The 22,319-nt window shown below is 69.4% G+C and carries 24 protein-coding genes; 4 read left to right on the forward strand and 20 right to left on the reverse strand.

Annotation, left to right across the window (positions count from 1 at the left end; genetic code table 11):
* Positions 1-171: 171 nt before the first annotated feature.
* The 3 genes from FLX07_RS01230 to FLX07_RS01240 form a co-directional block, all read right to left on the reverse strand.
* Positions 172-378: a PH domain-containing protein gene (locus FLX07_RS01230; RefSeq protein ID WP_142567554.1), complete on the reverse strand. Its 207-nt coding sequence runs from the start codon at positions 376-378 to the stop codon at positions 172-174.
* A 219-nt stretch (positions 379-597) separates the two neighbouring features.
* Positions 598-1,116, reverse strand: coding sequence for a type II toxin-antitoxin system RelE family toxin (locus FLX07_RS01235; protein WP_142567555.1), 519 nt, complete (start codon positions 1,114-1,116; stop codon positions 598-600).
* 3 nt (positions 1,117-1,119) lie between these two features.
* Positions 1,120-1,428: a type II toxin-antitoxin system prevent-host-death family antitoxin gene (locus FLX07_RS01240; RefSeq protein ID WP_142567556.1), complete on the reverse strand. Its 309-nt coding sequence runs from the start codon at positions 1,426-1,428 to the stop codon at positions 1,120-1,122.
* A gap of 387 nt (positions 1,429-1,815) precedes the next feature.
* Between FLX07_RS01240 and FLX07_RS01245 the strand changes: the two genes are divergently transcribed.
* Positions 1,816-2,130, forward strand: a complete 315-nt coding sequence (locus FLX07_RS01245; RefSeq protein WP_142567557.1) for a hypothetical protein — start codon at positions 1,816-1,818, stop codon at positions 2,128-2,130.
* Positions 2,131-2,596: 466 nt separating this feature from the next.
* On the opposite strand, the gene FLX07_RS01255 is transcribed toward FLX07_RS01245, so the two are convergent.
* From FLX07_RS01255 to msrA, 4 genes are all read right to left on the reverse strand, one after another.
* Positions 2,597-3,670 carry a TRM11 family SAM-dependent methyltransferase gene (locus FLX07_RS01255; RefSeq protein WP_142567558.1) on the reverse strand — a complete coding sequence of 358 codons (1,074 nt, stop codon included), beginning with the start codon at positions 3,668-3,670 and terminating at the stop codon, positions 2,597-2,599.
* 213 nt (positions 3,671-3,883) lie between these two features.
* A complete protein-coding gene (locus FLX07_RS36225; protein ID WP_167748071.1) occupies positions 3,884-4,030 on the reverse strand; it encodes a hypothetical protein in 147 nt (48 codons plus the stop codon).
* Positions 4,031-4,045: 15 nt separating this feature from the next.
* Entirely contained in the window at positions 4,046-4,255 is a 210-nt protein-coding gene (locus FLX07_RS01260) for an NAD(P)H-dependent oxidoreductase (protein WP_142567559.1), read from the reverse strand.
* Positions 4,256-4,449: 194 nt separating this feature from the next.
* Positions 4,450-5,112, reverse strand: coding sequence for a peptide-methionine (S)-S-oxide reductase MsrA (gene msrA, locus FLX07_RS01265; RefSeq protein ID WP_142568066.1), 663 nt, complete (start codon positions 5,110-5,112; stop codon positions 4,450-4,452).
* Positions 5,113-5,247: 135 nt separating this feature from the next.
* On the opposite strand from msrA, the gene rarD reads away from it, so the two are divergent.
* Positions 5,248-6,153: an EamA family transporter RarD gene (rarD, locus tag FLX07_RS01270; protein ID WP_142567560.1), complete on the forward strand. Its 906-nt coding sequence runs from the start codon at positions 5,248-5,250 to the stop codon at positions 6,151-6,153.
* Between the two features lie 75 nt (positions 6,154-6,228).
* Positions 6,229-7,056, forward strand: coding sequence for a TIGR03621 family F420-dependent LLM class oxidoreductase (locus FLX07_RS01275; RefSeq protein ID WP_142567561.1), 828 nt, complete (start codon positions 6,229-6,231; stop codon positions 7,054-7,056).
* Between the two features lie 2 nt (positions 7,057-7,058).
* Here FLX07_RS01275 and FLX07_RS01280 read toward each other — a convergent pair whose 3' ends face one another.
* Positions 7,059-7,532 (reverse strand): RrF2 family transcriptional regulator, encoded by a 474-nt coding sequence (locus tag FLX07_RS01280; protein WP_142567562.1) that lies wholly within the window; start codon positions 7,530-7,532, stop codon positions 7,059-7,061.
* Between the two features lie 78 nt (positions 7,533-7,610).
* On the opposite strand from FLX07_RS01280, the gene FLX07_RS01285 reads away from it, so the two are divergent.
* A complete protein-coding gene (locus FLX07_RS01285) occupies positions 7,611-8,354 on the forward strand; it encodes an SDR family oxidoreductase (RefSeq protein ID WP_142567563.1) in 744 nt (247 codons plus the stop codon).
* An 83-nt stretch (positions 8,355-8,437) separates the two neighbouring features.
* Here the strand turns inward: FLX07_RS01285 and FLX07_RS01290 are convergent, their stop codons facing one another.
* From FLX07_RS01290 to nuoE, 12 genes are all read right to left on the reverse strand, one after another.
* Complete coding sequence (locus tag FLX07_RS01290; RefSeq protein WP_142567564.1) at positions 8,438-8,761, reverse strand: hypothetical protein; 324 nt, start codon at positions 8,759-8,761, stop codon at positions 8,438-8,440.
* Positions 8,762-8,787: 26 nt separating this feature from the next.
* Positions 8,788-9,783: a polyprenyl synthetase family protein gene (locus FLX07_RS01295; protein ID WP_142567565.1), complete on the reverse strand. Its 996-nt coding sequence runs from the start codon at positions 9,781-9,783 to the stop codon at positions 8,788-8,790.
* Between the two features lie 11 nt (positions 9,784-9,794).
* On the reverse strand, positions 9,795-11,348 hold the full coding sequence (gene nuoN, locus FLX07_RS01300; RefSeq protein ID WP_142567566.1) for an NADH-quinone oxidoreductase subunit NuoN: 1,554 nt from the start codon (positions 11,346-11,348) through the stop codon (positions 9,795-9,797).
* A complete protein-coding gene (locus tag FLX07_RS01305; RefSeq protein ID WP_142567567.1) occupies positions 11,348-12,853 on the reverse strand; it encodes an NADH-quinone oxidoreductase subunit M in 1,506 nt (501 codons plus the stop codon). Before FLX07_RS01305 ends, nuoN begins: the two co-directional genes overlap by 1 nt.
* Positions 12,853-14,694, reverse strand: coding sequence for an NADH-quinone oxidoreductase subunit L (nuoL, locus tag FLX07_RS01310; RefSeq protein WP_142568067.1), 1,842 nt, complete (start codon positions 14,692-14,694; stop codon positions 12,853-12,855). The genes FLX07_RS01305 and nuoL overlap by 1 nt, the downstream gene beginning before the upstream one ends.
* Positions 14,695-14,760: 66 nt before the next feature.
* Positions 14,761-15,057, reverse strand: coding sequence for an NADH-quinone oxidoreductase subunit NuoK (gene nuoK, locus FLX07_RS01315; protein ID WP_030506864.1), 297 nt, complete (start codon positions 15,055-15,057; stop codon positions 14,761-14,763).
* Positions 15,054-15,974 (reverse strand): NADH-quinone oxidoreductase subunit J, encoded by a 921-nt coding sequence (locus FLX07_RS01320; protein ID WP_142567568.1) that lies wholly within the window; start codon positions 15,972-15,974, stop codon positions 15,054-15,056. The genes nuoK and FLX07_RS01320 overlap by 4 nt, the downstream gene beginning before the upstream one ends.
* Positions 15,967-16,482 (reverse strand): NADH-quinone oxidoreductase subunit NuoI, encoded by a 516-nt coding sequence (gene nuoI / locus FLX07_RS01325; protein WP_139574090.1) that lies wholly within the window; start codon positions 16,480-16,482, stop codon positions 15,967-15,969. Before nuoI ends, FLX07_RS01320 begins: the two co-directional genes overlap by 8 nt.
* On the reverse strand, positions 16,469-17,827 hold the full coding sequence (nuoH, locus tag FLX07_RS01330; RefSeq protein ID WP_142567569.1) for an NADH-quinone oxidoreductase subunit NuoH: 1,359 nt from the start codon (positions 17,825-17,827) through the stop codon (positions 16,469-16,471). The genes nuoI and nuoH overlap by 14 nt, the downstream gene beginning before the upstream one ends.
* Complete coding sequence (locus FLX07_RS01335) at positions 17,824-20,220, reverse strand: NADH-quinone oxidoreductase subunit G (RefSeq protein ID WP_142567570.1); 2,397 nt, start codon at positions 20,218-20,220, stop codon at positions 17,824-17,826. The genes nuoH and FLX07_RS01335 overlap by 4 nt, the downstream gene beginning before the upstream one ends.
* Positions 20,217-21,503 (reverse strand): NADH-quinone oxidoreductase subunit NuoF, encoded by a 1,287-nt coding sequence (nuoF, locus tag FLX07_RS01340; RefSeq protein ID WP_142567571.1) that lies wholly within the window; start codon positions 21,501-21,503, stop codon positions 20,217-20,219. Before nuoF ends, FLX07_RS01335 begins: the two co-directional genes overlap by 4 nt.
* An 87-nt stretch (positions 21,504-21,590) precedes the next feature.
* Positions 21,591-22,295 carry an NADH-quinone oxidoreductase subunit NuoE gene (gene nuoE, locus FLX07_RS01345; protein ID WP_268239432.1) on the reverse strand — a complete coding sequence of 235 codons (705 nt, stop codon included), beginning with the start codon at positions 22,293-22,295 and terminating at the stop codon, positions 21,591-21,593.
* Positions 22,296-22,319 lie beyond the last annotated feature (24 nt).

Genomic DNA, 22,319 nt, shown 5'->3' on the forward strand with positions numbered 1-22,319 from the left:
GCCGCCTCCGCCTTGCTCCCCTGCCGCCTCTCGACGAGGTGACACACCTCGGTGACCACGGTCGCGGGGACGAGCAGTGGCTCTGGATGGGTCTGCAGAAGGTGGGCACAGGCCTCGTGGTAGCGATCGCGGATGTTGAGGCAGCGATCAACGGACCCGAGTCAATGACGATCAGAAGGAGTGATTGTCCTCCGCACGCAGGATCTCCTCCGAGCGTTCCGCGAAATCAGGCTCCGCTTCGAGCAGGCCGATGAACGGCAAGCTACGCACCACAGGCGCTTCTTCGAGCTGATCCCGGATAAGCCGGAGCAGAGGAGCCACCTTCTCCTCCGGCAGCCGATCCACCAGGTGGTCGAGTTCCTCGCGCATCACGCTCATGCATCGAATGTAATCAGTCGGGCTGCTACGGACAGTCCCGTAGCATCTCTGCTTCACTTCCGCGAACCGCGCCGCTGCCGAGGCTGTCGGCCCAGGGCCTTCAGGCGGGAAGCCTGGTGTCTCCGGGCCGACGAGACCCACCCTCAGGCTTCGTCAGCCGTCAGGCCGACGGGGCAGCTCACACCGATGCCGCGGTAGCCGTTCGGCACCTTGAAGCGGCTAGCGTGGGCTGGAGCGGAAGTCAGCCCAGAGGTCGACCGCCTGCTGCAAGTCGAGGGCGGCCACGACCTCGCGAGACATACCGACGGTGAAGATCAAGCGATCCGCTAGCCAATCCGGCACCGGCTCCCTGGGAGGCGGTTGCTCCACGCGGATGTGATCGGCCAGCGCGCCCAGGCGTTCGATGATCTGCCCAAGCTGCACCACCTCGGGACGCCCCTCGCCGGCGGCACGAACCCTGGATGTGGCCTCGGCGTAGACCTCACCGTCGGCTCTTTCGCCCACAGCCCATACTTCGCAGATCTCGATCGACTTCTCGTCCGTGATGCGATAAACGACCCGCCAGGTGTTACGCCCGACCACAAGCTTGCGAAAGCCAGTCAGCTCCCCGCCCAGCGGATAGCCCGCCTCGGGATTGTCGAGCAGGAGAAGGATCTTCTTGAGTACCTTAGGCGCGGCGTCCGGACCGATCCGCCGCAGATCATCGACCGCCGGAGCCGTGAAGACGACGTCGGACACGGGCTACTCGTCGTCCGGCAGCGCGGCCAGCGACTCCCGCGTATGCCCGAAAGCAGAGAGCACGTCATCGAGCGAGACACGCTCTCCGGTGTCCGTTACCGAGCGTGCGAGCACGAGCGCCAAGTCCCGGAGATCGGCCGCGGCCTCCTCCAACTCTTCCAGGCGACGGATGCCGACGACCGCCGCCACCGGCTGATGCCGACGGGTCACCACCAGATCGGTCCCGCGTTCGGCGTCGGCGACCAGACGCGCCACCCCACGCTGGGCCGCTTCTGTGACACTCAACTCGGCAGCTTCATGCAGCACGGTCATACAACCACTGTACAGCAATCTATACAGAATAGACAGGAGACGCCCCGTCGTCCGGTTATGGCGATCATGACACCGGACCGCGTCATTTGACGCGGCTTGCGCATCTCCCGGATGTGCACAGGTCACGGTGAACGCTTCCACTGAACTATGGCGTGAACGCCGTGCCATTATCGCTTCTCGTGGACGAGGACCGATTCTGGGAACTAATTGAGCGTTCCGACAGAGAGACACACAGAAGGAAGGAGCGCCTGGCCTGGCTGAACACCCGGCTCTGCCAACTCTCCGCCGACGAAATCATTGATCTCCACATATGGTGGGAAATCTATTGGCTCATTAGCTTGGGTCGAGAAGCGTACGGACCAAGTCGCCGATTGCCCGCATCGCGTCATGGAACTGCCGCAGGTCGTACACCTCCTCGACCTGAAGCGACACGGGCCTGCCGAACGACGTCGCGGCTTCCCGTGGTCCGACGAGGAGCACCCGGCCTTCGAACTCCTTGGCTATATAGCGGATGACGCCTATGAGCAGGTCACCGGCAAGGCTGCCGACGATCTCTATGCCGCCGCCGAAGCCAGAGGATTCCAACGTGAATTTCCGCTTCTGGCGGCCGAATTCGGCGAGGCAGACTGGGATATCGCCGATGATGCCGAGGTCGCCCGTAGGCTTCCCAGGCTGGCCCGCTACCTGACCAGCCCTAACTGAGCTCATGGGTTTCCGCAACCACTGATTGAAGACGTGCTCCCTGAAGCACCGGCGCGGGCGATGCGGGCGCGGTCAGCGCTGCTTTACTCTCCGCGCGCACCGATACCGCAGAACCTTCGAGCGCTGCGCGTCAGCTTGATCATGCGTCCGTGTCTTTCGGATAGCGAGGCGAAGCCTAGATCACCCACACAGTGCGCGTCCCGTCGTCGACGACGTACCGGACGCGGCCTCCGCTTGTGACCTCAGGCATCGCGATAGCCAAGGTCCTGGGAGTATCCGCCCTCCTACCTCATCTCCGAGCTCCAGATGGAAAGCGAGTTCGGCGTCGCCCGCGTGACCATACGCACGATGACCGCCAAGCTCCGTGAGGACGGCCTCGTCGTCACCACCCCGGGCATGGGTGGGCCCGCCGCCCGCCCCTCCGCCGGGAGTAGACAAGCATCCGCTCCCGGCGGAGTGGCCCCGCTCACCCCAGCCGGGGCGCCGTCCACCGGACGAGGAACGACTCCGCCCCGGCGACCCGTACGCGTTGCAGGTGCACGGGCGTGAGGCCCTGACTGATGCCGAGCGGCAGCTCGCCGACGCCGGGAAGCAGGACCACGGCGGTCCCGCCGGGCGCGAGCACCCGGCGCAGCTCCGCCCACCAGCGTCCGGCGGACGCCGCCAGCAGACCGCCCGGGGCGACCTGCCCGCCCCAGGGCGGGTTGGCCAGCACGCGGTCGGCGACGCCGTCCGGCACCGGCAGACGGCCGGCGTCGGCCAAGGTGACGGCGACGGGCAGCCCCGCGGCGTTCTCCCGCGCGGCCGCCACCGCCTGCCAGGCCAGGTCGAACCCGTGGGCGCGGATGCCCGGCCGCTGCCGCACAGCTTCGATCAGCAGCGTCCCAGCGCCGCAGCAGGGATCTAGGACCGTGTCGCCGGGTTCAATGCCTGCCATGGCCACCATGGCGGCGGCGACCGGGGGGTGCATGGTCCCCGGGACGGACCGCCGCTTGTACGCCCGCCGATGCAGGGGGCGCTCGGCGATCCGCAGCAGCAGCGTGGCCCGCTCACCGTCGAGGGTGACACGCCAGCCGCTGTGACCCGGGGGCGGCGCGCCGCCGCGCCGTGAGTGGTAAGCGACCCCCAGGCGGGCAGCCAGGGCGTGCCCGACCGCGTCCTCCACGTCGTACCTCGTGAAGTTGCGCCTGCCGAGGAACGACGCTGACACCTCAACGCCGGTGATCGCGCCCAGGCCGCCGTAGTGGCGGCGCAGCCGTGCCAGGACGGCAAGGTCGGCGGCCCCCGCGAGGCCCGCGAGCGCGGCGGCTCCCTTCCGCGACACGCCGACGTCGGAACCCTGCGCGGCCAGCAGGAACACGTCGTCCGCCGTGCGCAGGTCCCCTATGAGGCCGGGCGGCGCGGGCGACCGCGCCACCCGGAAGCGCACCTCGCGATGCCCGATGTGAGTGATGACGCCGAGCCCGCGCCGCAGTACCTCTGCGGCGACCGTCGGCTCAAGCCCGTGAACGCACCGCGCCACCAGGCTCGCCGCCGTCATGGGACGGAGAGAGCGCTGGGACGCGGAGCGGTGAGAGCGACAGCGCGTACGCGCATCGTGACCGTTCTTCTTCCGCGTCGGCCCGGGACGGCACACCGCCGTCCCGCCTCGTCGGCGACGGGCAGGTCCTCGCTTCGCCGGCGGCGGCTAGCGGAGGTGGAAGAAGAACGTGAACGTCACGGCCGCAATCCTAGGGGCCGCGGAAGCGTGCGATCAACGTCCCCTCCCGGCTAGCGCGTTCACCGCGGTGCACGCTTCGGCGCGCGACCTGTCGCCCAGTTCCCGGAAACGGGCCAGCGCGGGGACATCCCCGGCACGGGTCATCTCGGCCTGCACGACGTGCAGGTTCTCCTCGGCCACCCCGAGATCCTGGAATTAGGTCCGCAGGTAGGGCGTCTGGAACTCGAAGCCCTCCCGTGGGGTGCCGGGGCCGTAGGCGCCTCCCCGGGCGGTGACCACGGTCACCGCCGTGTCGCGCAGACGGCTGCTCCCGGTGTCGAGGTCGACTTGCACGCCGCACTCCGGCCCGCCGTCCCCGCACGACACGCCGACGACGAACTTCGCGTGATCGAAGTGACGCCCCACGACTATCGGCGAATGTCTGAGCTGCTTTCGGCCTACGCCTCGCTCCGCCTACAGGCTGTGGACGCCTGCGTGATAGCCCTGCCGAGCGCTTCGACCTTCACGAAGTCGCCACACTGGATCAGCGGGACTATCTCGTCGTTGCCCCTCGTCATCTTCCCAAGGGGCAACGACTCATGATCCTGCCCGGCGACTGATCAGCTCTCGCCGGTGGTCAGACCGACGGGGCAGGAGACGCCGGTGCCGCCGATACCGCAGTAGCCGTTCGGCACCTTGAAGAGGTACTGCTGGTGGTAATCCTCCGCAAAGTAGAACTGGCCGGCCGGAGCGATCTCGGTCGTTATCTCGCCGAACCCGGCCTTGGTGAGCACCTCCTGGTACGCGTCCCTGGAGGCTGCGGCCGCCTTGGCCTGCTCGGGGCCGTAGGTGTAGACGGCCGACCGGTACTGCGTGCCGACGTCGTTGCCCTGGCGCATGCCCTGGGTCGGGTCGTGGGCCTCCCAGAACACCTTGAGCAACTCCTCGTACGACACCTCGGCCGGGTCGAAGACCACCCGGACGACCTCGGCGTGCCCGGTCAGACCGGAGCACACCTCCTCGTATGTCGGATTCGGCGTATAGCCGCCCGCGTAGCCCACGGCGGTCGAGACCACCCCGGGGGTCTGCCAGAACTTGCGCTCGGCGCCCCAGAAGCAGCCCAGCCCGAACTCGGCGATCTCCACGCCCTCGGGGTACGGCGGAGCCAGCGGCGCGCCGAGAATTTGGTGGCGGGTGGCCACCGGCATGACCTCGGCCCGGCCCGGCAGCGCCTTCGCGGAGTCCACCATCGTCGTCTTGTCTGTGCCGAACAGCCAGCCCATCACGTACCCTTCCTTCCGATCTGCCATGCACAACCAGACAGCGGGCGGCCTTGTTCCTGACATAAGCGCCTCTAAAACCCGGGCATAGTGACCCTTATTTGTGCTGAATCTAGGTAAGCAGCAAAGATGGGCGTCATGCCTGATACGCGCCGCGGTGTCCTGTATGGCGTCGCCGCCTACACGATGTGGGGCCTGTTCCCTCTCTACTGGCCTCTGCTCAAGCCGTCCGGCGCCGTCGAGATCCTCGCCCATCGGATGGTCTGGTCGCTGGTCGTGGTGATCGCGGTCCTCGCCGTACGGCGCCACTGGTCGTGGATCCGCACGATAACGGGCCGGCAGTTCCTCCTCCTCGCCCTCGCGGCCGTCGCGGTATCGGTCAACTGGGGCGTCTACATCTACGCTGTCAACGCCGGCCACGTTGTGGAAGGCGCCCTCGGCTACTTCATCAATCCCCTGGTCAGCGTGCTGTTCGGAGTGCTGATCTTCCGTGAGCGGCTGCGCCGATGGCAGTGGATCGCCGTCGCGCTGGGCGCGCTCGCGGTCCTCATCCTGGCGCTCGACTACGGGCGCCTCCCCTGGATCGCCCTCGTGCTCGCCTTCAGCTTCGGCACGTACGGACTGATCAAGAAGGCGGCGGGGGTGGGCAGTGCGGAGAGCCTGACCATCGAGACGCTCGTGCTGCTGGTGCCGGCCCTGGGCTATCTGCTCGTCCTGCAGGCGAACGGCACCGGGACCTTCGGCAACCACGGTCTCGGCCACGCGCTGCTGCTCGTGGCGGCCGGCCTGATCACCGCGGTGCCGCTGATGCTCTTCACGGCCTCCACGCTGCGGGTGCCGCTCACGGTCATCGGCCTGCTCCAGTACATCGCCCCCGTGCTGCAGTTCCTGTGCGGTGTGCTGATCGTGCACGAGACGATGCCGGCCAGCCGGTGGGCCGGGTTCGTGGTCGTCTGGCTCGCGCTGAGCGCCTTCACCTGGGACAGCATCCGCTCCGCCCACACGTCCCGGCAGGAACGCACGGCGGCGCTCGAGACCGTCTGATACGCCTCCCGGCGTACGAGGTCCGCCTCCGACGGTACGACGACGGGGCCGGCCGGAACGGCGAGGATCGGTGGCATGAGCAAGGAATTCCGTTTCGGGATCGTCGCCGGTCTGGCCCCCGACGCCGCCGCGTGGACGCAGACGGCCCGCCATGCCGAGGACCTCGGCTACTCGACCCTGCTCGTCCCCGACACCCTGGGGACGCTGCCGCCGCTGCTCGCGATGACCGCCGCGGCCACCGTCACGACGACGCTTCGCGTGGGCACGTTCGTGCTGGCCGCGCCCTACCGCAACCCCCGGCTGCTCGCGCACGAGCTCGCCGGGCTCGACTTCCTGTCCGGCGGACGGCTGGAGGTCGGCGTGGGGGCCGGACGTCCCGCCGCCGGGGAGGATGCCCTGGCGCTCGGCATGCCGTACGGCACGGCGGGCGAACGCGTCGCGCTGGTCCGTTCGGTGATCGGCGAAGTGCGGGCGGCCTTCGCCGGGAGCCGGACCACGGTGCAACGCCAGGGGCCGCCCATCCTCGTGGCGGGGGCCGGTCCGCGCATGCTGGCGCTGGCCGCGCAGGAGGCGGACATCGTCGCGCTCGCCGTACAGGCCGACACGCCGGAGGAGGGCCTGCGCGGGCCTGTCGGCACGCTGCGGGAGCTTGCCGGGGCGAGGTTCGACGACATCGAGCTGAGCATGAACCTCTTCCAGATCGGCGACGAGCCGCCCCCGTGGCTGCCGGAGGGGTTCAGGACCATTTCGGCGGACGCCGCCGCCATCTTGCGCGGCTCACCTCGCGAGATGGCCGACACGCTGCTGCGCCGCCGCGACGAGCTGGGCCTGTCCTACATCACCGTCAACGGCGCTTTCGCCGACGCCCTCGCTCCCGTCGTCGAACTCCTCGCGGGCCGCTGACGTCAGCGGGTGGCCGACAGGCGTGACCGCGTGCGGGCAGGCGTCGACGCGGGCAGCGTGGTGAGGAGGTCGGCGAGCGAGACCCCCGCGAGGCTGCTGCGCCACGCGCGGTGCGCCTCGGCCATCTTCTCGGCGATGATGCAGATGCTCCGGCAGTCCTCGGGAGGCAGGGCCCCTCGTCCCTGCTGGCGGATCTCACGGCACTCGTACGGCGAGGAGGCGCCGTCGACCGCCTCGACGATCTGCAGCAACGTGATGTCGGGAGCCGCCCGTGCGAGCCGGAATCCGCCCCGCGGACCCGTCATCGCGGCGAGCACACCGGCTCTGACGAGCGCCTGCAACTGCTTGGCCAGGTAGGGCGCCGGAACGTCGAAATACTCCGCGAGCTGCGCCGCCGACGCGGTCGCTCCCGGCTCCAGCTGCGCCAGCGTGGCGGCGCAGTGCAACACCCACTCGGTGCTCGCAGGCAGCTTCATGCCCTCCAGTGTATTGGAGAGATTGCAGATCTATTTTGTCCGAGATAGCATCCGAGGCGTCTAGCGAAGGAGAAGACCATGCGCATCGCAGTCGCCGGCGCCACCGGAAACATCGGAAAGCTCACCGTCGCCGCCCTCGAACGGGACGGGCACGACATCGTCCCCGTCAGCCGCTCTCTCGGTGTGGACCTGATGACGGGCGAGGGTCTCGACAAGGCCCTGGACGGCGTCGAGGCGGTCGTGGACGCGATCAGCTCGAACGCGACCGACCGGGACGAGTCGGTGGCCTACTTCGGCACGACCACCAGGAACCTGCTGGCCGCCGAGGAGCGGGCGGGCGTCCGCCACCACGTGCTGCTCTCGATCATCGGAATCCACCAGGTGGAGGGCAACGCCCACTACGCCGGCAAGCGGGAGCAGGAGCGCCTGGTGCCCGCCGGTCCGGTGCCGTGGACGATCGTCCCGGTCGCGCAGTTCCACGACTTCGCCGCGATGGTGGCGGGGTGGGTCGAGCAGGACGGCGTCGCCACGATCGCGCCGCTGCTGGTGCAGCCGATCGCGCCCGCGGACGTGGCCGACGTCCTCGCGGAGATCGCGGTGGGCGAGCCGCGGGGCCGCTACACCGACGTGGCCGGTCCCGAGCCACAGGACCTCGTTGACATGGCCCGGCGCACCTTCGCGGCGCGCGGCCGGGCTGTCAAGCTCGTGCCGACCTGGTCGGGAATCTTCGACACGACGATGGCCGGCGACGTGCTGCTGCCCAGGGAAGGCGCCCGCATCGCGCCGACCACCTTCGACGAGTGGCTCGCAGACCAGAAGTAGACACCGGCAGCGCGAGCGGCGCCACCTTTCGGACCTCGTGCCCGGCCGCCGGCCACTCAGGGCGGTGACGGGTCACGGAGGCCTCAGGTCGGCGCCGCCTCGGCCCTGGCGTACGCGGCCTCGGTGATGCGGTTAAAAACCTGCTCCACAGAGGGTTTCGGGGACGGGCGTGCCGACGCGCCCGAAGCCGGCTTGGGCGAAGCCGCTGTGGCGATGGCGTCGCACAGGGCTTGCGCCGGGCCCTCTCCCTCGCCCTCACCACACGCGAGGGCCTGGTCCTTGTCCACCACGACGGAGTCCACAGGCGCCGAATCCGCCAGGGTCGGGACGGCGGCGGGCGTGCCCGCACGTGTGCCGCAGGCCGCCACCGCCAGGAGGCACAGGGCCGCGAGCCGGGGGATCCTCACCCGGCCAATGATCCCCTACAGGATGGTCAGCCCGTGCGCTCGACGACGTAGTCGCACAGGGCGACGAGGGCCGTACGGGCCGGGATCTCGGGCAGGCCGGCGAGGGCCTCCTTGGCCCGGTCGATCCAGCGGGTGAGCTCCTCACGGGCCTGTTCCATGGCCCGGTTGGCCCGCAGCAGCGTCAGCGCCTCATCGACGTCCTCCTCGGCCACGGGCCCCGACAGCAGGGTGCGCAGCCGGGCGTCGCCGGGGTCGTCGGAGGCCAGGGCGTGCAGCACCGGGAGCGTGCGGACCCCCTCGCGCAGGTCGGTGCCGGGGGTCTTGCCCGAGTCGGCCGTGGGCGCGGCCACGTCGATGAGGTCGTCGCCGAGCTGCCAGGCCACGCCGATCGCCTCGCAGGCGTCGGTCAGGCGCTCGACCACATCGGCGGAGGCGCCGGCGAGCATGGCCCCGAAGCGGCCCGAGGTGGCGATGAGGGAGCCGGTCTTGTCGGCCAGCACGCTGATGTAGTGGGCGATCGCGTCGCGGCCCTCGGCGGGCCCGATCGTCTCGCGGATCTGACCGCGCACCAGGCGGGAGAACGTGCGCGCCTGGATCCGGATGAGCTCGCTGCCGAGGTCGGCCAGGATCTCCGACGCCTGGGCGAACAGGTAGTCGCCGGTGAGGATGGCCACGGTGTTGTCCCACCGGGCGTTCGCGGACGGGGAGCCCCGGCGCACCGGAGCCTCGTCCATCACGTCGTCGTGGTAGAGCGTGGCCAGGTGGGTCAGCTCGATGACGACGGCCCCGGGCACGATGCCCGGGGCGTCCGGGTTGCCGAACTGGGCGGCCAGCAGCACGAGCATGGCCCGGAACCGCTTGCCACCCGCCTCGATGAGGTGCCTGGACGTCTGGGTGACGAAGGCGTCCTCACTCTCGACCGACGAGCGCAGCAGCTTCTCCACCGCCGCGAGCCCGCCTGCGAGGTCGTCGGCCAGCCGCTCGTCGACGAGAGGAATGTCCACAACGGGCGGCGCGGCCATACGGAGATCTCCTATCGGACGAACAGGGATTGTGCAGCCGTGTGCGCGAGGTCCAGCACAGGCTGGGGGTACACCCCGAGAACTACGGTAGCCAATGCCGCGATACCGACCACAGCCGCGGTCCCCCGCGAGGGCAGCACGACGGACGGGCCGTCGGCGGCCGGGTCGCTGAAGAACATCAGCACGATCACCCGGACGTAGAAGAACGCGGCGATCGCCGAGGCCACCACACCGATGATGACCAGCGGCATGGCGCCGTTGGCGACGGCCGCCTGGAAGATGGCGTACTTCCCGAAGAACCCGCTGGTCAGCGGGATGCCGGCGAAGGCCAGCAGGAAGAAGGCGAACGTCCCGGCCAGCAGCGGCGAGCGCTTGCCCAGCCCGGCCCAGCGGGACAGGTGCCACGCCTCACCGCCCGGGTCGCGCACCATCGTGACGATGGCGAACGCGCCGACCGTGGTGAAGCCGTACGCCACCAGGTAGAACAGCAGACCGGACAGGGCCGAGGTGTTCTCCGCCTGGGTTTGGCCGGTGGCGATGACGCCGATGAGCAGGAAGCCGCCGTGCGCGATGGACGAGTAGGCCAGCATCCGCTTGATGTCGGTCTGCGTGATCGCGAGGATCGCGCCGACCACCATCGTGAGAATCGCCACACCGTAGAGCACCGGGCGCCAGTCCCAGTCGAGACCGCCGAGGCCCACCCAGAACACCCGCAGCAGCGCGCCGAAGGCGGCGACCAGCGTGCCGGAGGCCATCAGCGCGGTGATGGGCGTGGGCGCGCCCTGGTAGACGTCCGGCTTCCACGCCTGGAACGGCGCGGCACCGATCTTGAACAGCAGGCCGACGCCGAGCATGGCCGCGCCGATGTAGAGCAGCGTGTCCTGGCCGCCGACCGCCCCCAGCGCCTGGTTGATCTTCGCGAGGTCGACCGACCCCGCGAAGCCGTACAGCAGGGCCGTGCCGTACAGGAAGAAGGCCGAGGAGAACGCGCCGAGCAGGAAGTACTTGACCGCGGCCTCCTGCGACAGCAGGCGGCGGCGCCGGGCCAGGCCGCACAGCAGGTAGAGCGGCAGCGACATGACCTCGAGGGCGACGAACGCCACGAGCAGGTCGTTGGCCGCGGGGAACAGCAGCATGCCGCCGACCGCGAACAGCACCAGCGGATAGACCTCGGTGTGCGCGGCCCGCTCGACGAGCGACTGCTCCTCCTCGGCCGAGCCGGGCACGGCCGCCGCGGAGCCGACGAAGTGCTCCTCGTCCTTGATGAGCAGCACGCTCACGAAGGCGAGGATGAGGATCGTGCCCCAGATGAACAGGGCCGGGCCGTCCACGGCCACCGCGCCCATCGCGGCGGGCTTGGTGGGCACACCCTTGACCGCCTGCCACACGGCCAGCGCGAACGCGCCGGCCAGCGACAGCAACGTGAGCGGCAGGTGGATCGCCGAGCGCAGGTAGCGCGGGGCGAATGCCTCCACCAGCACGCCGACGATCGCCGCGCCGAAGACGACGAGTACCGGCGCCAGCAGGGCGTACTCGATACTCGGCGCCTGAATGGTGCCGTTCACTACTGGCCCTCCTGAGCAACGGGTACGGCCGGCTTCGGGTCCGTGACGGAGACGCTCGACAGCGTGTCCTTCACGGCGGGATTGATCACGTCGAGCAGCGGCTTGGGATAGAAGCCGAACACCAGCAGCAGCGCGACGAGCGGCGCCACCACCCACTTCTCCCTGGCGTTGAGGTCGGGCAGCGACTTGACCGACTCGGCCGTCGGGCCGTTCATCGTCCGCTGGTACATCCACAGGATGTAGATCGCGGCGAGGATGACGCCGACCGTCGCGATCACGGCCGGGACGACGTAGCGCTGGTAGGTGCCGGTCAGCACCATGAACTCGCTGACGAACGTGCTGAGACCGGGCAGCGAGAGGCTGGACAGACCCGCCACCAGGAACGTCCCGGCGAGGATCGGCGCCACCTTCTGCACACCGCCGTAGTCGGCGATGAAGTGCGAGCCCCTGCGGTAGACGAGGAAGCCCACGATCAGGAACAGCGCGCCGGTCGAGAAGCCGTGGTTGACCATGTAGAGCGTGGCGCCCGAGCCCGCGCTGGTGGTCATCGCGAACACACCCAACGCGATGAAGCCGAAGTGCGACACCGAGGTGTACGCGATGAGCCGCTTCATGTCGGTCTGCCCGATGGCCACGATCGCGCCGTACACGATGCCGATCACCGACAGCACGATGACCAACGGCGTGAAGAACTTCGCGGCGTCGGGGAAGAGCTCAAGGCAGAAGCGCAGCATGCCGTACGTGCCGACCTTGTCCAGCACGCCGACGAGCAGGACGGCCGCGCCGGCCGGGGCCTGGGCGGCGGCGTCGGGCAGCCAGGTGTGGAACGGCCACAGCGGCGCCTTGATCGCGAAGGCGATGAAGAAGCCGAGGAACAGCCACTTCTGCGTCGTCACGTCCTGGATGGTCCCGACCAGGTCGGAGAACATGAACGTGCCCTTGCCGGCGATCGAGTAGAGCGCGATCACCGCCACCAGCATCAGGAGCCCGCCGAACAGCGAGTACAGCAGGAACTTCACGGCCGCGTACGACCGCTGCGCCCCGCCGTACGACCCGATCATGAAGTACATCGGGATCAGCATGGCTTCGAAGAAGACGTAGAAGAGGAAGACGTCGGTCGCCGCGAAGACGCCGATCATCATGGCCTCGAGCACCAGCAGCAGTGAGAAGTACGTCCGGACCGAGCGCTTGCCGGCCTCGGCGTCGTGCCAGGAGGCGAGCACCACGATCGGCACGAGGATCACCGACAGCAGGATCAGCACCAGGGCGATGCCGTCCACGGCGACGCCGTAGTGCACGCCGAACGCGGGGATCCAGTCGTGCGTCTCGGCGAACTGGAACTTGTCGCCGTTCGGGCTGAACTGGACCGCCATGGCGACGGTCAGCGCCAGCACGATCAGCGACACCACGAGGGTGAACTGCTTGGCGAGCTTGTCGTTGCGGACAAGGGTCACGCCCAGCGCGCCGAGTACGGACACGCCCATCAGGGTTGAAAGCCAGGGCATCACAGGTTCCCTACGACGAGCCAGGCACCGGCCAGGATGGCGGCGCCCAGGAATATCGACAGCGCGTACGAGCGGACGAACCCGGTCTGGACCCTGCGCAGTCGCCCGGACGTGCCGCCGATGCCGGCGGCCAGGCCGTTCACGAGGCCGTCCACGCCGCGGTTGTCGAAGAACACGGCCAGGCGGGTCAGCCACTGGCCGGGGCGCATGAACAGCGCCTCGTTCAGGGCGTCGCCGTACAGGTCACGACGGGCGAAGGCGGTGAGGAAGGAGCCGCGCGGGGCGACCGCGGGCACCTCGGCCCTGCCGTACTTGGCCCAGGCGAGGGCCGCGCCGATCGCGACGAGCGCGAGCGTGACCAGACCGGTGAGGCTGAACGGGTGGAACGACGGCATCTCCTCCGGCGCGCCGACGGCCGGCGACAGGAAGGTCATGAACCGGTTGCCCAGCACCAGGAAGCCGCCCAGGCCGATCGCGCCGACCGACAGGATGATCAGCGGCCAGGTCATGACGGCGGGCGACTCGTGCGGGTGGGCCGTGGGCTCCCAGCGCTTGGCGCCGAAGAACGTCATGAACACCAGGCGCGACATGTAGAAGCCGGTGATGCCCGCGCCGAGCACGGCCAGCCAGCCGAGGACGGCGTTGTGCTCCATCACGGTCTCGATGATGCCGTCCTTGGTGAAGTAGCCGGACAGCAGCGGGAACCCGATGATCGCCAGGTAGCCGACGAGGAACGTCACGAACGTGACCGGCATGACCTTGCGCAGCGCGCCGTACTTGCGCATATCGACCTCGTCGTTCATGGCGTGCATGACCGAGCCCGCGCCGAGGAACATGTCGGCCTTGAAGAAGCCGTGCGTGATCAGGTGGGCGATCGCGAAGGCGTAGCCCGCCGGGCCGATGCCCGCGGCGAGCACCATGTAGCCGATCTGCGACATCGTCGAACCGGCCAGGGCCTTCTTGATGTCGTCCTTGGCGGTACCGATGATCGCACCGGCGAGCAGCGTCGCGACGCCGACGATCGTCACCACGAGCTGCGCGGTCCCGGCGCCCTGGAAGATCGGGCCGGACCGGACGATCAGGTAGACGCCGGCGGTGACCATGGTCGCGGCGTGGATGAGGGCCGAGACCGGGGTCGGGCCCTCCATCGCGTCGAGAAGCCAGGACTGCAGCGGGAGCTGCGCCGACTTGCCGCAGGCGCCGACCAGCAGCAGCAGGCCGATCGCGGTGAGCGTGCCCGAGGACGCCTTGTCGGCGTTCGCGAGGACGTCGTTGAAGGCCAGCGTGTGGAACGTCGCGAAGATCGTGAAGATGCCGATCAGCAGGCCGAAGTCGCCGACGCGGTTGACGATGAACGCCTTCTTGGCCGCGGTCGCCGCCGAGGGCTTGTGCTGCCAGAACCCGATCAGCAGGTACGACGCGAGGCCGACGCCCTCCCAGCCGACGAACAGGGCCACGTAGTTGTCGGCCAGCACCAGCAGGAGCATCGCCGCGACGAACAGGTTGAGGTAGGCGAAGAACCGCCGCCTGTTCGGGTCGTGCGCCATGTAGCCGATCGAGTAGATGTGGATCAGCGAGCCCACAAAGGTGATCAGCAGGCAGAACGAGATCGACAGCGGGTCGACCAGCAGGCCCACCTTCGCGAGGCCCGGGATGAAGTCGTACAGCTCGATCCCGCGGCGGCGCTCACCGGGAGCGAAGCCGAGCAGCTGCGCGAACGACAGCGCCGCCACCACGAAGGACGCGACGGCCATGAGCACGCCCAGCAGGTGGCCGAACTTGTCGGTCCTCCGGCCGCCAAGCAGGAGGACCGCCGCTCCCACCAGGGGCAGAGCGATCATGAGCCAGGCTGCTCCGATCGCTCCGCCGGAGTGCTGGATGATCTCAGCGGGTTCCACGGCCACCTCTTAGTACTTCAGCAGGCTGACGTCGTCGACCGACGCGGACCTGCGGGTTCGGAAGATCGTCACGATGATGGCCAGGCCGATGACCACCTCGGCGGCGGCCACGATCATCACGAAGAACGCGATGAGCTGGCCGTCGAGGTTGCCGTTCTGCCGGGCGAAGGTGACGAACGCCAGGTTGCAGGCGTTGAGCATGAGCTCGACGCACATGAACACCACGATGGCGTTGCGCCGTACGAGCACGCCGACGCCGCCGATGGCGAACAGCAGCGCGGAGAGCACCAGGTAGTGCGTGGTCACTTGCCGTCCTCCTCGCTCAGGGACTCCATCGGAGACTCACCGCGCGGGCGGACGACCCGGCCCGCCACGACACTGTCGCCGTCGTCGGGCATCGGCTCGGTGTCGGGGCCGCCGTCCCTGACCTCCTCGGTCACGGTGGGCGTGCTGTGCCCGGCCGCGCGCAGCGCGGCCTCCTCCTGCTCCAGCACCTGGGCGACCTCGGGAGACAGGGTGCCCCGGGACTCCTCGTACCGGGCGATGTACCGGTTGACCGACAGCGGCGAGACCGACCCGTCGGGCAGCAGCGCCGGCATGTCGATGGCGTTGTGCCGGGCGTAGGTGCCGGGGCCGGGCAGCGGCGCCGGGTTCTTGCCCGTCCTGCCGAAGGTGACGAAGCGCTGCCGGGACAGGTCCTTCTGGGTCGGCTTGGCCTCGGCGCGCTCCCGGTGCGCGAGCACCATCGCGCCGAGCGCTGCGGTGATCAGCAGCGCCGAGGTGACCTCGAAGGCGAACACGTGGCGCGTGAAGATCAGCTCGGCCAGGGAGGGCACGTTGCCCGACCGCGTGGCGGCGGCCAGCCCCTTGGGCGAGCCGACGACCGCGTTGCCGATGCCGAGGGCGAGCAGGACGGCGAAGCCGAGCCCGCCCAGGATCGCCCAGAACCGCTGTCCCCTAATCGTCTCCACGAGGGAGTCGGACGAGTCCACGCCCACGAGCATGAGCACGAACAGGAACAGCATCATGACCGCGCCGGTGTAGACGATGATCTGCACCGCGGCCAGGAACGGAGCGTCCTGGACCGCGTACAGCACCGCCAGCGAGAGCATGACCACGCCGAGCATGAGGGCCGAGTAGACGGCCCTGCGGCTGAAGACGAGTCCGAGCGCGGCGATCACCGAAACGACCGCGAGCACCCAGAACGTGATGGACTCACCCATTGCTTCGACCCAACCGGTAGTAGTCCTCTTCGGTCTCGCCGAGGCGCATCGGGTGAGGCGGCTGCTCCATGCCCGGTCCGAGCGGTGCGAGGAGCATCTCCTTGGTGTAGATCAACGACTCGCGGCTGGAGTCGGCGAGCTCGTACTCGTTGGTCATCGTGAGCGCCCGGGTCGGGCACGCCTCGATGCACAACCCGCAGAGGATGCAGCGCAGGTAGTTGATCTGGTAAACGCGGCCGTACCGTTCACCGGGCGAGAAACGCTCCTCGTCGGTGTTGTCGCCGCCCTCCACGTAGATGGCGTCGGCCGGGCAGGCCCAGGCGCACAGCTCACAGCCGACGCACTTCTCCAGCCCGTCGGGCCACCGGTTCAGCTGGTGCCTCCCGTGGAAACGCGGCGCGGTGGGCCGCTTCTCCTCCGGATAGTTGACGGTCACCGGCTTTTTGAACATGTGGTGGAAGGTGACGCCGAATCCCTTGATCGGGTTCAGCCAATCAGTTGCTCCCACTGGTCACCTCCTTGGCGGCGTCGGAATTGAGACGCGCGGCGGGCACGACTCCGTGGTAGTGCGGAGCGTCGAGCGGCGGAACCGGGAAGCCGCCCGCGGCGGGCTCCTCGCGCAGTTGCTCGAACTCCTCCTCGATCGCGGCCGCCTTGGCCTCCCTGCGACGCTGGTTGACGGTGTCGAACCGCAGCCAGATCGCGAAGGCGCCGATGATGACGACCGCGCCGATGCTCAGGATGATCGCCCGGTCGGCCTCGGGCATGCGCAGCGCCTTGAACGTGGCGGCCAGCAGGATCCAGGCCAGGTTGACCGGGATCAGCACCTTCCACCCGAAGGCCATCAGCTGGTCGTACCGGACACGCGGCAGCGAGGCGCGGACCCAGACGAAGAAGCCGAACGCGATGACCAGCTTGAGGAAGAACCACAGCATCGGCCACCAGCCGGAGTTCGCGCCGTCCCACAGCGACAGTGGCCACGGGGCGCGCCAGCCGCCGAAGAACAACGTGATCGCCATGGCCGAGACCGTGAAGACGTTCACGTACTCGGCGAGCATGAACATCGCGAACTTCAGCGAGGAGGAGTACTCGGTGTGGAAGCCGCCGACCAGCTCGCCCTCGCCCTCGGGGAGGTCGAAGGGCACGCGGTTCGTCTCGCCCAGCATCGTGATCGCGTAGATCAGGAAGGACGGGATCAGCGAGACCACATACCAGGACGGCGCCGGGATGGACAGCCCCAGGATGTCCCAGGTGCCGCCGCTCGCCTGCTTCGCCACGATCTCCGAGGTGGACAGTGTGCCCGCCTGGAGGAACACCGCGACGAACGACAGGCCCATCGCGATCTCGTACGACACCACCTGGGCGGCCGAGCGCAGACCGCCCAGCACGGCGTACGGCGAGCGGGAGCCCCACCCGGCGAGCACGACGCCGTAGACGCCGATCGACGCGGTGGCCAGGACCAGCAGAACCGCGACCGGCAGGTCGGTGAGCTGCAGCGGCGTCTTGTGGCCGAACATCCACACCATCGGGCCGAACGGCACGACGGAGAAGGCCAGGAAGGCCGGGACGGCGATGATGACCGGGGCCAGGAAGTAGATCACCTTGTCCACGGTGCGGGGCATGATGTCTTCCTTGAGCCCCATTTTCAGGCCGTCGGCCACCGACTGCAGCAGGCCGAACTTGCCCGCCCTGTTGGGGCCGTAGCGGTGCTGCATGCGCGAGATGAGCTTGCGCTCGGTCCACACGCCCATCAGCACGCCCAGCATCAGGAACACGAAGATCGCGACGGCCTTGATGATGCTGATCCACAATGGATCATGGCCGAAGTCGTCCAGCGTGGGTACGTTGTTCACGACACGCTCCCGATCGTTACGATGTCGCCGCCCACCGCGCGCAGGTCGCGGGTGACCGACAGGCCGGCGGAGTTGGACGGCAGCCACACGACCCGGTCGGGCAGGTCCGCGATCCGCACCGGGACGATCAGGTCGTCGCCGATGGCGATCTTCCCGCCGTCCACCGCGCCGATCTCCGCGGCGGTGGCCTCCGACAGCAGCGCCGCCACCGTGCGGGCGGTCCCCGCCAGGTAGGGCTCGCCGTCCTGCATCCGGCCGTCGTCGAGCAGCAGGTGCCAGGTCGCCAGCACGGCCTCGCCCGCCTGCGGCTCCCGCACCGGACGGCCGGTGACCGCGGGCGCGACCGGGCGGGCGCCCTTCCAGGCGCCTAGCGAGGCCATCTCACGCCGGGCGGCGGCGGGCTCGGGCAGGCCGAGGTGCACGTCCATCTGGTCGGCGATCGAGGCGATGGCGCGCAGGTCGCTCATCAGACCGGGCACGGCCGTGGCCACACCGAACGAGCGGCCCCTGCCCTCCCAGTCCACGAACGTCCCGGACTTCTCGGCCACCGCGGCGACCGGCAGGACCACGTCGGCCCGGTCGGTGACCGCGCTGGCGCGGATCTCCAGGCTCACGATGAACGGCGTGTTCTCCAGCGCCGCCAGGGCCCTCGCGGGGTCGGGCAGGTCGTAGGGGTCCACACCCGCCACGACCAGTGCGTCGACCTCGTCGTTCAGCGCGGCCTCGAGGATGCCCGCCGTGTCGCGGCCGGGCGCCTCGGGCAGCGAGGCGACGCCCCACACCCTGGCGACCTCCGCGCGGGCGGTCTCGTCGGCGGCCGGGCGGCCGATCGGCAGCAGCCCCGGCAGGGCGCCCGCCTCCAGCGCGCCGCGCTCACCGGCCCGGCGCGGCACCCAGGCGAACCTGGCGCCCGTGGCCTGCGTGAGCCGTACGAGCGCGGACAGGGCGCCGGGGACGGTGGCGAGCCGCTCACCGGCGAGGACGATCGTCCCCGCGGGCAGCAGGTCGCCGCCGATGAGGTCGCCGAGCGCCTCGGCCTCGGCGCCGGGCCGCGTGCGGATCAGCGTGCCCTTCATCTTGGCCAGGCCCGGCGTGGCGAACGGCGCGAGCGAGTAGACCTTCGTGCCCCGCTTGCGCGCCGCCTTGCGCAGGCGCAGGAAGACGATCGGCGACTCCTCCTCGGGCTCGAACCCGGCCAGGAGCACGGCCGGGGCCGTCTCCAGGTCGGCGTAGGAGACCTCGATGCCCTTGCCGGCCACGGCGTGGGCGAGGAACCGCGTCTCCTCCTCCGAGTGCGGGCGGGAGCGGAAGTCGATGTCGTTGGTGCCGAGGGCGATCCTGGCGAACTTGCTGTAGGCGTAGGCGTCCTCGACCGTGAGCCGCCCGCCGACCAGCACACCGGCCTTGCCGCGGGCCCGCAGCAGGCCCTCGGCGGCGACGGCCAGCGCGTCCGGCCAGGAGGTCGGGACGAGCTTGCCGCTCTCGTCACGGACCAGCGGCGACCGCAGGCGGTCGGGCGCGGTGGCGTACGTGAAGGCCCAGCGGCCCTTGTCGCAGTTCCACTCCTCGTTGACCTGCGGGTCGTCCCCGGCCAGGCGGCGGGTGACCTTGCCGCGGCGGTGGTCGGTGCGCAGCGAGCAGCCCGACGCGCAGTGCTCGCACGCGCTCGGCGTGGAGACCAGGTCGAACGGGCGGGAGCGGAACCGGTAGGCCGCGCCGGTCAGCGCGCCCACCGGGCAGATCTGGATGGTGTTGCCCGAGAAGTAGGACTGGAACGGCTCGCCGTCGGCGACGCCCACCTGCTCCTTGGCCCCGCGCTCGAAGAAGTCGATGAGCGGGTCACCGGCGATCTGCTCGGAGAAGCGGATGCAGCGCGCGCACTGGATGCAGCGCTCGCGGTCGAGCAGCACCTCGCTCGACAGCGGAACGGGCTTGTCGAACGTGCGCTTCTCCTCGACGAACCGGCTCTCACCCTGGCCGTTCGACATGGCCTGGTTCTGCAGGGGGCACTCGCCGCCCTTGTCGCAGACCGGGCAGTCGAGCGGGTGGTTCAGCAGCAGCATCTCCATCACGCCGCGCTGGGCCTTCTCGGCCACCGGCGAGGTGAGCTGCGTGTTGACCACCATGCCCTCGGCGACCTCGATCGCGCAGGACGGCTGCGGCTTGGGAAAGCCGCGGCCGTTGCCCGCGTCGGGGATGTCGACCAGGCACTGACGGCAGTTGGCCGCCGGCGAGAGCAGCGGGTGGTCGCAGAACCGGGGGATCTGGATCCCCAGCAGCTCCGCGGCCCGGATGATCAATGTCCCCTTGGGGACGCTGATCTGGAAGCCGTCGATGGTCAGGCTGACCATGTCCACGACCGGCTGCTCCGGCTGCGTCGTCTGAACTGTCACTTGGACCCCCACACCGTGGAAGCGGCGGGATCGAACGGGCAGCCGCCGATCTCGAAGTGCTTGAGGTATTCGTCGCGGAACTGCTTCACCGACGAGTGGATCGGGCTCGTCGCGCCGTCGCCGAGGGCGCAGAACGAGCGGCCGAGGATGTTGTCGGCGATGTCGGTGATCGTGGCCAGGTCCTCCTCGGAGCCCTGGCCCTTCTCCAGCCGCCTGAGCACCTGCTTGAGCCAGAAGGTGCCCTCACGGCAGGGGGTGCACTTGCCGCAGGACTCGTGCGCGTAGAACTCGGTCCACCGCATCACCGCGCGGACCACGCAGGTCGTCTCGTCGAAGATCTGCAGGGCGCGGGTGCCCAGCATCGAGCCCTTGGCCCCCACCGACTCGAAGTCGAGCGGCACGTCGAGGTGCTCGGCCGTGAAGATCGGCGTCGAGGAGCCCCCCGGCGTCCAGAACTTCAGCTCGTGGCCCTCGCGGATGCCGCCCGCCATGTCGAGCAGCTCGCGCAGCGTGATGCCCAGCGGGGCCTCGTACTGGCCCGGCCGGGTCACGTGGCCCGACAGGGAGAAGATGCCGAAGCCCTTGGACTTCTCGGTGCCCATCCCGGCGAACCAGTCGGCGCCGTTGGCGATGATGCTCGGCACGCTCGCGATCGACTCGACGTTGTTGACCACGGTCGGGGAGGCGTACAGGCCGGCGACCGCCGGGAACGGCGGCTTGAGCCGGGGCTGGCCGCGGTAGCCCTCCAGCGAGTCGAGCAGCGCGGTCTCCTCGCCGCAGATGTACGCCCCGGCGCCGCTGTGCACGACCAGTTCGAGGTCGTAGCCCGAGCCGAAGATGTCCGTCCCGAGGTAGCCCTTCTCGTACGCCTCCTGGACCGCGGCCTGCACCCGGCGGATGACGTGGACCACCTCGCCGCGGACGTAGATGAACGCGTGGTTGGCCCGGATGGCGTAGGACGAGATGATCACGCCCTCGACCAGCGCGTGCGGGTTGGCCATCATGAGCGGGATGTCCTTGCAGGTCCCCGGCTCCGACTCGTCGGCGTTGACGACGAGGTAGTGGGCCTTGCCGTCGCCCTGCGGGATGAAGCCCCACTTCATGCCGGTCGGGAAGCCCGCGCCGCCGCGGCCGCGCAGGCCGGAGTCCTTCACCGCCTGGATGACGGCGTCGGGGTCCATGCCCAGGGCCTTCTTCGCGGCCGCGTACTCGCCGTACCCGTCGAGGGTGAACGAGTCGGCCCGGTCCCAGTTCTTGGTGAGAACAGGCGTCAGCGTTGTCATTGGTCGCTCACCGCTCCTCGTTCGCTGCGCGGGCCGCTCGTACCTCGCGGACCGCTCCGCTCACTGCGTCGGGTTCTCTCCGCGTGGTCACTTCTCGCTCCCCTCGGCCTTGGGGGCCTCCCAGCCGTTGGCCTTGGCGACCTTCAGGCCCTCCAAGGACGGGCCGGCGGCCGACGGGCCGTCACCGGCCTGGCCGTCGGGCAGCCCGGCGAGGACACGGGAGGCCTCCTTGAACGTGCACAGCCGGCGCGGGCCCCGGGTGGGCGAGACCTCCGTGCCTGCGCGCAGGTCGTCGACGAGCTGCTTGGCCGACTCCGGGGTCTGGTTGTCGAAGAACTCCCAGTTGACCATCATGACCGGCGCGAAGTCGCAGGCGGCGTTGCACTCCAGCCGCTCCAGCGTGATCTTGCCGTCCGCGGTGGTCTCGTCGTGGCCGACGCCCACATGCTCGGTGAGCTCTTCCCAGATCTGGTCGCCGCCCATGACCGCGCACAGCGTGTTGATGCAGACGCCGACGTTGTACTCGCCGGACGGCTCGCGCTTGTACATGGTGTAGAAGGTCGCCACACCGACGACCTCGGCCTTGGACAGGCCCAGCATCTCGGCGCAGAACTCCTGGCCAGCGTCGGAGACGTAGCCGTCCTCCGACTGCACCAGGTGCAGCAGCGGCAGCAGCGCCGAACGCGGCCGGGGGTAGCGGCCGATGATCTCCTTGGCGTCCGTCGCCAGACGCTCGCGGACCTCGGGCGCGTAACCCGTGCTCATGGTCGCGCTCCCCTCCTCATTCGCCACGCGGGCGGCCTGGGCCCTCGGCCC

It is taken from the genome of Microbispora bryophytorum, from assembly GCF_006874465.1.
GTDB classification, from domain to species: Bacteria; Actinomycetota; Actinomycetes; order Streptosporangiales; family Streptosporangiaceae; genus Microbispora; species Microbispora bryophytorum.